This window comes from Betaproteobacteria bacterium (assembly GCA_016791345.1).
Taxonomy (GTDB): Bacteria; Pseudomonadota; Gammaproteobacteria; order Burkholderiales; family JAEUMW01; genus JAEUMW01.
In genome coordinates this window covers 1-7,472 of sequence record JAEUMW010000109.1, presented here as the reverse complement: position 1 = coordinate 7,472, position 7,472 = coordinate 1, and the positions used below count along the sequence as shown (strand labels likewise).

The following is a 7,472-nucleotide window of genomic DNA, read 5'->3' as shown; positions in this document are numbered from 1 at the left end:
CACCGGCATCACCGCCCTGGTGCGCGGCGTGATCGCGCGTTCGATCGCCCCCGGGTCGATGTTGAAGGTGTTCTCCTGGATATCCACGAAGACGGGGGTGGCACCGGTGTAGGAAATCGCCTCCGAAGTGCCGATGAAGGTGAAGGGCGTGGTGATCACCTCGTCGCCCGGGCCGATGCCAAGTGCGCGCAGCGCGAGATGCAGTGCGTCGGTACCGGACGCGCAGCCCACCGCGTGCGCGACGCCGATATGGGCCGCCACCTCCTTTTCCAGAGCCTGAACGTTGGGGCCGAGGATGTACTGGGTCGACTCCAGCGTCGCCGCGAGACGCTCCAGCAGTTCTTCGCGAAACAACGCGTACTCGGCCTTGAGATCGAGCATCGGGATGGACATGGGGTGGCAGCCTCCTGCGGCAGGGGGACGAAGGATGCCGGAAGTGTTGGCGAGCGCCGGTGTTGCGTCAACCCCCGATGCGGCGCGGGGTGCCGATGGCGCGGCTGATATCGAGTGCGACAGCGAGCGCCTGCAGCCCGTCGCGACCGGTCACCGGCGGCGTCGCACCGGTGCGCACGCAGTCGAGAAACGCCTGGATCTCGGCGAGGATGGCGTCGGACTTCTCCGCCGTTTTGCGCTCCTCCACGGAGATCCTCGGAAAACCCTGCTCGTCGCGCTCGGCACCGTTGCGCCGGGCGATGTCGATGCTGCTCGTGGGAAAGTCCACCGAGAAATACGCATCGTGCTGGAAGATGCGCATCTTGCGCATGGCCTTCTGGCTCACCCGGCTGGCCGTCACGTTGGCCACACAGCCGTTCGCGAACTCGAGCCGCGCGTTCGCGATGTCGACCTCGTCGGTCAGCACCGGGTAGCCGCTCGCACGCAGTTCGCGGATCTCCTGCTGCACGAGGCTCAGGATGATGTCGATGTCGTGGATCATGAGGTCGAGGACCACGTTGACATCGGTGCCGCGCGGCTTGAACACCGACAGGCGATGCGACTCGAAGAAGACTGGCCGGTCGAGCAGGCGCTGCACCTCGACCACGGCCGGATTGAAGCGCTCCAGATGACCGACCTGGAAGACGAGACGCTTGCGCTCGGCGAGCGCGATCAGTTCCTCGGCCTGTGTGCGGGTCTCGGTGACCGGCTTCTCGAGCAGGATGTGCACGCCCGCTTCGAGACAGTCCTGCGCCACCCTGTGGTGGTGTTCGGTCGGCACCACGATAGACGCCACATCGATGCTGCCAAGAAGCTCACGGTAGTCCGTGTACGGCCGGGTGTGCAGCGCCGTTGCGATTGTGCGCGCCCGCTCCGGATCGGCGTCCACGACGCCCGCGAGTTCGGCCTCTTCGAGCAGCGCGTACTTCTGCGCGTGAAAATGGCCGAGATAGCCGACGCCGATGACCGCCGCGCGGAGTTTGCTCACAGCCCACCCGGGAAGACTCGCGGTGCCCCTGTGCTATCATCTGCAGCCATTTTTTCCTTACTCCCCCCCGAAGCCGATGAGCGAATACCTTTTCAGTTCCGAGTCCGTCTCCGAAGGGCATCCCGACAAGGTTGCCGATCAGATCTCCGACGGCGTGCTGGATGCGATTCTAGCCCAGGACCCGCGCGGCCGCGTGGCTTGCGAAACGCTCGTGAGCACCGGACTCGTCGTCATCTCCGGCGAGATCACCACCAAGGGGCACATCAACTACATGCAGATCGCCCGCGACGTGGTGCAGAGGATCGGCTACGACGCCTCCGAGATCGGCTTCGACTACAAGTCCTGCGCGGTGCTCACCGCCATCAACCGGCAGTCACCGGACATCGCCCAGGGCGTCGATGAAGGCTCCGGCCTCGATCTCGATCAGGGCGCCGGCGACCAGGGTCTCATGTTCGGCTACGCGTGCGACGAGACCCCGCAACTGATGCCGCTGCCCATCTACTACGCCCATCGCATCATGCAGCGCCAGGCCGAGGTGCGGCGCGACGGTCGTCTGCCGTGGCTGCGCCCCGACGCCAAGTCACAGCTCACCGTCCGCTATCACGACGGCAAGCCGGTGGCCATCGACACGGTGGTCGTCTCTACCCAGCACGGGCCCGAAGTGTCGCATGCGCAGCTGAGCGAGGCGGTGATCGAGGAGATCATCAAGCCGGTCATCCCGAAGGAGATGCTGCGCGGGGACATCCGCTACCTCATCAACCCGACCGGCCGTTTCGTGGTCGGCGGTCCGCACGGCGACTGCGGCCTCACCGGCCGCAAGATCATCGTCGACACCTACGGCGGCGCGGCCCGCCACGGCGGTGGTGCGTTCTCCGGCAAGGATCCGTCGAAGGTGGACCGGTCCGCAGCGTATGCCGGACGCTACGTGGCGAAGAACGTCGTTGCCGCGGGGCTTGCCGATCGCTGCGAGGTCCAGATCGCCTACGCCATCGGCGTGGCGCGCCCGGTTTCGCTCATGGTGAACACCTTCGGCACCGGCAAGGTGGGCGACGAGAAGATCGTCGAACTCGTGGCCAAGCACTTCGACCTGCGACCGAAGGGCATCATCCAGTCGCTCGACCTCCTGCGCCCGATCTACAGCAAGACCGCGGCGTACGGACACTTCGGCCGCGACGAGCCCGAGTTCACCTGGGAGAAGACGGACAAGGCCGACGTGCTGCGCGCCGAGGCGGGTCTCTAGGTCGTCTCGCCATTCCCGCCGGATGCTCGGCGGAATCAAGAAGAAGCGTCGACCGGGTACGCGCGGGCCCACGCCCTCGTCCCCGGACGCATGACCCCGTCGCCGCAATTTCCGAGAAGCGTGCTGGCACCGTGCGCGTGGCCGCTGCGTGCGGCCGGCGAGCCGCCAGCGCCGCACGCGCTTCCACGAGGCACCCGCAAGCCAGGGTGGCACGGCATCCGCTTCCGACGGCTCGGCCCGGCGTGGCGTGCACCTCGTTCGCGCCGGCTCAGCGCCGAGAGTCCATTTCGCGCTGCATTATAATCGCGCCTTCCCCGCGCTCCATGCCGAGATTCACAGCAATGAAATCCCTCCTCGCACTGCTCTTGTCGCTCTTCGTCACTGCCGCCGCTGCACAGCAAACGTCGCTGCCGGTGCCACCGCCGCCGACGGTCGCGGCCAAGTCCTGGGTGTTGTACGACTTCCTGGCAAGACAGGTCATCGCATCGCAGAACCCCAACGAGCGCATCGAGCCCGCGTCGCTCACAAAAATGATGACCGCCTACCTCACCTACGAGGCCATCAAACAGAAGCGCGTCGCGCTGGACCAGGTGGTGCCGGTGTCGCCACGTGCGTGGAAGGCGCAGGGCTCGCGCATGTTCATCGAGCCGAACAGGCCGGTCACCGTGGAAGAGCTCATCCACGGCATGGTGATCCAGTCCGGCAACGACGCCTGCATCGCGCTGGCGGAGGCCATTGCCGGCAGCGAGGAAGTGTTCGCCCAGATGATGAACCAGCAGGCGCAGAAGCTCGGCATGAAAAACACCAGCTTCGTGAACTCGACCGGCCTGCCGGACCCCAAGCATTACACGACGGCCTACGACATGGCTCTCCTGGCGGCGGCCCTGATCCGCGACTTTCCGGAGCACTACAAGTTGAACTCGCAGCGTGAGTTCCGCTACAACAACATCACGCAGGCGAACCGCAACCGCCTCCTGTGGACCGATCCCTACGTGGACGGGGTGAAGACCGGACACCACGAGGCGGCGGGATACTGCCTCGTGGCCTCCGCCAAGCGCGACAGCCGGCGCCTGATCTCCGTGGTGACCGGAACCGCCTCCGAGGCAGCACGCGCAACGGAGAGCCAGAAGGTTCTCAACTATGGCTTTCAGTTCTACGATACGGTGAAGGTGTACGCGAAGGATCAGACGGTGGCGACGATTCGTGTCTGGAAGGGCGCCGAGAACGACGTGCGGATCGGCTTCGTCGAGGACTTCTACCTGGCGCTGCCGAAGGGCGATGCCGCGAAGTTGAGAGCGTCGATGGAAACGCATCAGCCGCTGATGGCGCCGCTTGCTTTCGGGCAGGAGGTGGGTACCCTCAAGCTCGCGCTCGAAGAGAAACCACTCGGCGAGTATCCGCTGGTCGCGCTCTCCAACGTGCCGGTTGCCGGCCTTTTCGGGCGCACGGTCGACATGGTCCGCCTGTGGCTGCCGCAATGAGCGAGCAGACGGTCTATCTGAATGGCGCATGGACGCCGCTCGCGGAGGCGCGGGTCCCCGTGCTCGACCGCGGCTTCGTCTTTGGCGACGGCGTCTACGAGGTGATTCCGGTGTACGCCGGAACGCCGCTCAGGCTCGCCGAGCACCTGGTTCGCCTGCAGAAGAGTCTCGATGCGCTGCGCATCGCCAATCCGCACTCCGCGTCCGACTGGGCGGCGCTGCTCACTGATCTCGTCGGCCGCCACCCCTGGCCCGATCAGTACCTCTATCTGCAGGTGACGCGCGGCGTGGCCAAGCGCGATCACGCCTTTCCGCAGGCTGCGACGCCGACCGTCTTCGCCATGAGCAGTCCGCTGGCAACGCCCTCGCGCGCCGAGGTCGAGCGCGGTGTCGCGGCAGTGACCGCGACTGACTATCGCTGGGGGCGCTGCGACATCAAGTCGATCGCCCTGCTCGGCAATGTGCTGCTGCGTCAGGTCGCCATCGACCGTGGTGCTGTCGAAACCGTGCTCTTTCGCGACGGTCTCCTCACCGAAGGCGCCGCCAGCAACATCTTCGTCGTCTCGGGCGACTGGCTCCTCGCGCCGCCGAAGAGTCACCTGATGCTGCCCGGCATCACCTACGATCTCGTGCTCGAGCTTGCCGCGGCCGCCGGCCTGCCACATCAGGTGCGCGAGATCACGGAGCAGGAGGTGTTCTCCGCAGCCGAGCTCTGGCTGACTTCGTCCACCAAGGAAGTGCTGGCGATCACGACGCTCAACGATCGCCCGGTCGGCGACGGCACGCCGGGGCCCGTGTTTCGGCGCATGCACGCGCTGTATCAGGAATTCAAGGCCACGCACTTTGCCGGGCACTTGCGGTCTGCGGCGGCGGAGACAGGTGCGTGAGCGACGAGGTCGCGAGCCTCATCCAGTACCCCTGCGACTTTCCGATCAAGATCATGGGTACATCGCAGCCCGGTTTCGCGCAGACCATCGTCGACATCGTGCGACGCCACGCCCCGGATTTCGATCCCGCTACCATCGAGATGCGGGTAAGCCGCGCCCGGAAATACTTAAGCGTCACCGCCACGATCCGCGCCAGCTCCCGTGAGCAGCTCGACGCCTTGTACCAGGAGCTCTCGGACCATCCCATGGTGGTGATGGTGCTGTAGCGGGAGGCAAACCGGTGCAGAGCGCCCCCCATCCCCTGCCCGCGCCGGTTGAGCCGACACCCGAGGTGCGTCACCTCGGCCGCGTCGAGTACGAACCCACATGGCGTGCGATGCAGCACTTCAGCGAGACGCGCGGCCTCGATGCGCGCGACGAGCTGTGGATCGTCGAACATCCCCCGGTCTTCACGATCGGACTCAACGGAACTCCCGACCACCTGCTGCGCCGCTCCGAGATTCCGGTGGTGCATGTGGACCGTGGCGGCCAGATCACCTATCACGGCCCGGGTCAGCTGGTGATCTATCTTCTGCTCGACCTGCGCCGGCGCAACTACGGGGTGCGCGAGCTGGTGCGGCGCATGGAGCGCGCGGTCGTCGCACTCCTCGGCGAGGACGGGATCGCGGCCGCCGGCGATGAGGCGGCGCCGGGCGTGTACGTCGGCAACGCGAAAATCGCGGCGCTGGGGCTACGCGTGAGAAACGGCTGCTGCTACCATGGCGTCGCCCTCAACATCGACCTCGATCTCGCGCCGTTCACCGACATCAACCCGTGCGGTCACGCCGGCATGCCGGTGACGCGCACGCGCGATCTCGGTCTCGATCTCACGGTCGCTGCTGCGGGAGATCGTTTGAGTCGTCACCTGCTCGCCCTGCTGAACTGAAGTCGGAGCCTGCGATGAGCGCTTCCCACGAAAAACAAACCGGCGCCGCCAAGACCGCGCGCATCCCGATCAAGATCGTGCCGCACGAGCGCCTGCGCAAGCCGGAGTGGATCCGCGCCAAGGCGCCGAGCAGCCCGACTTTCGGCGAGGTGAAACGCGTGCTGCGGGAGCACAACCTGCACACCGTGTGCGAGGAAGCCTCCTGCCCCAACATCGGTGAATGCTTCAGCAAGGGCACCGCCACCTTCATGATCCTGGGTGACGTGTGCACCCGCCGCTGCCCGTTCTGCGACGTGGCCCACGGACGGCCGCAGGCGCCGGACCAGGAGGAGCCGATCCATCTCGCGCAGACGATCGCAGCGATGCGACTCAGCTACGTGGTGATCACCAGCGTCGATCGCGACGACCTGCGTGACGGCGGTGCACAGCACTTCGTCGACTGCATCCGCGCCGTGCGCGAACACTCGCCGGTCACTCGCATCGAGATCCTCACGCCCGATTTCCGCGGGCGGCTCGATCGCGCGCTCGACGTGCTCGCGACGTGTCCGCCCGACGTGATGAACCACAATCTCGAGACCGTGCCGCGCCTCTACCTGCAGGCGCGCCCCGGCGCCGATTACGAGCACTCGCTCAAGCTCCTCAAGGATTTCAAGGCGCGGCTGCCGACAATCCCCACGAAATCCGGCCTGATGGTCGGGCTGGGCGAGACCGACGACGAGATCGTGGCCGTCATCCGCGACCTGCGTGCCCACGACGTCGACATGCTCACCGTCGGCCAGTATCTGCAGCCGAGCGCGGGTCATCTGCCCGTGCTGCGCTACGTCGAGCCCGCGGTGTTCCAGCGCTTCGAGCGCGAGGCGCGGGACATGGGCTTCAGCCATGCCGCCTGCGGCCCGATGGTGCGTTCGAGCTACCACGCGGACCGCCAGGCGCACGAAGCCGGCGTGGTCTAGGCGGGTTCCGCGAGCTTCGCTTCGATCAGGGTGTGCAGGCGCGGGAAGTCCGGCGCGCCCTGGATGCGCGACGCGATCCTGCCGCGGCGGTCGATGACGAACGTGGTCGGCGTTCCGGAGATGTCACCGAAGGCCTGCTCGATCTTCCCCAGCGGATCGAGCGACACCACGAAGGGCAGCTCGGCACTCTTCGCATAGTCGAGCACGTGGTTGGGCGGGTCGTAGTGCATCGCGACGGCGACGAGCGTCATCCCGCGCTCGCCGAAGCGGCGCTGGAGCTGAGCAAGGTCCGGCATCTCCTTAACGCACACGTCGCAGCTCGTGGCCCAGAAGTTGACCAGCACCACTTCGCCGCGCAGCGTCTGCAGGGGAATCTCCTTCCCGTTCAGGCTGGTGAACGTGACGTCCGGAGCCGGCTGCGAACTGCCGCAGCCGGCCAGCAGCACTACGGCTGCGCACAGCGTCATGCCCACCCTGGCGAGCATTCGAGGGTTGCTGCAACGCGCAAACTTCGGCATAGTCGGGTCCCCACCTTTTCATCCGCGGGATCCGGCGCCGTAGCGCTG

At 66.3% G+C, this 7,472-nt stretch carries 9 protein-coding genes; 6 read left to right on the top strand and 3 right to left on the bottom strand.

What is annotated here, in order from left to right; genetic code table 11:
- Both JNK68_04385 and JNK68_04380 read right to left on the bottom strand, forming a co-directional pair.
- A partial coding sequence (locus JNK68_04385) for an aminotransferase class I/II-fold pyridoxal phosphate-dependent enzyme (protein MBL8539590.1) occupies positions 1-393 on the bottom strand: 393 nt, incomplete at its 3' end.
- A gap of 67 nt (positions 394-460) precedes the next feature.
- A complete protein-coding gene (locus JNK68_04380; GenBank protein MBL8539589.1) occupies positions 461-1,420 on the bottom strand; it encodes a Gfo/Idh/MocA family oxidoreductase in 960 nt (319 codons plus the stop codon).
- A 76-nt stretch (positions 1,421-1,496) separates the two neighbouring features.
- Between JNK68_04380 and JNK68_04375 the strand changes: the two genes are divergently transcribed.
- From JNK68_04375 to lipA, 6 genes are all read left to right on the top strand, one after another.
- Complete coding sequence (locus JNK68_04375) at positions 1,497-2,660, top strand: methionine adenosyltransferase (protein ID MBL8539588.1); 1,164 nt, start codon at positions 1,497-1,499, stop codon at positions 2,658-2,660.
- Positions 2,661-3,001: 341 nt separating this feature from the next.
- Positions 3,002-4,141: a D-alanyl-D-alanine carboxypeptidase gene (locus tag JNK68_04370; protein MBL8539587.1), complete on the top strand. Its 1,140-nt coding sequence runs from the start codon at positions 3,002-3,004 to the stop codon at positions 4,139-4,141.
- The gene (locus tag JNK68_04365; protein ID MBL8539586.1) at positions 4,138-5,028 is read left to right on the top strand and encodes a D-amino acid aminotransferase; all 891 of its coding nucleotides are present in this window, start codon (positions 4,138-4,140) and stop codon (positions 5,026-5,028) included. The genes JNK68_04370 and JNK68_04365 overlap by 4 nt, the downstream gene beginning before the upstream one ends.
- Positions 5,025-5,294, top strand: coding sequence for a DUF493 domain-containing protein (locus tag JNK68_04360; GenBank protein MBL8539585.1), 270 nt, complete (start codon positions 5,025-5,027; stop codon positions 5,292-5,294). Before JNK68_04365 ends, JNK68_04360 begins: the two co-directional genes overlap by 4 nt.
- Positions 5,295-5,329: 35 nt before the next feature.
- Complete coding sequence (gene lipB / locus JNK68_04355; protein MBL8539584.1) at positions 5,330-5,953, top strand: lipoyl(octanoyl) transferase LipB; 624 nt, start codon at positions 5,330-5,332, stop codon at positions 5,951-5,953.
- Positions 5,954-5,967: 14 nt separating this feature from the next.
- The gene (lipA, locus tag JNK68_04350) at positions 5,968-6,906 is read left to right on the top strand and encodes a lipoyl synthase (GenBank protein MBL8539583.1); all 939 of its coding nucleotides are present in this window, start codon (positions 5,968-5,970) and stop codon (positions 6,904-6,906) included.
- Here the strand turns inward: lipA and JNK68_04345 are convergent.
- Positions 6,903-7,391, bottom strand: coding sequence for a TlpA family protein disulfide reductase (locus tag JNK68_04345; GenBank protein MBL8539582.1), 489 nt, complete (start codon positions 7,389-7,391; stop codon positions 6,903-6,905). The two genes, lipA and JNK68_04345, sit on opposite strands and share 4 nt — an antisense overlap.
- Positions 7,392-7,472: the final 81 nt, after the last annotated feature.

Bases quoted from the DNA above. Each gene is read 5' to 3' on its own strand.
- lipA (MBL8539583.1), top strand. From the start codon at position 5,968: ATGAGCGCTTCCCACGAAAAACAAACCGGCGCCGCCAAGACCGCGCGC.
- JNK68_04365 (MBL8539586.1), top strand. From the start codon at position 4,138: ATGAGCGAGCAGACGGTCTATCTGAATGGCGCATGGACGCCGCTCGCG.
- JNK68_04345 (MBL8539582.1), bottom strand. From the start codon at position 7,391: ATGCTCGCCAGGGTGGGCATGACGCTGTGCGCAGCCGTAGTGCTGCTG.
- JNK68_04375 (MBL8539588.1), top strand. From the start codon at position 1,497: ATGAGCGAATACCTTTTCAGTTCCGAGTCCGTCTCCGAAGGGCATCCC.
- JNK68_04370 (MBL8539587.1), top strand. From the start codon at position 3,002: ATGAAATCCCTCCTCGCACTGCTCTTGTCGCTCTTCGTCACTGCCGCC.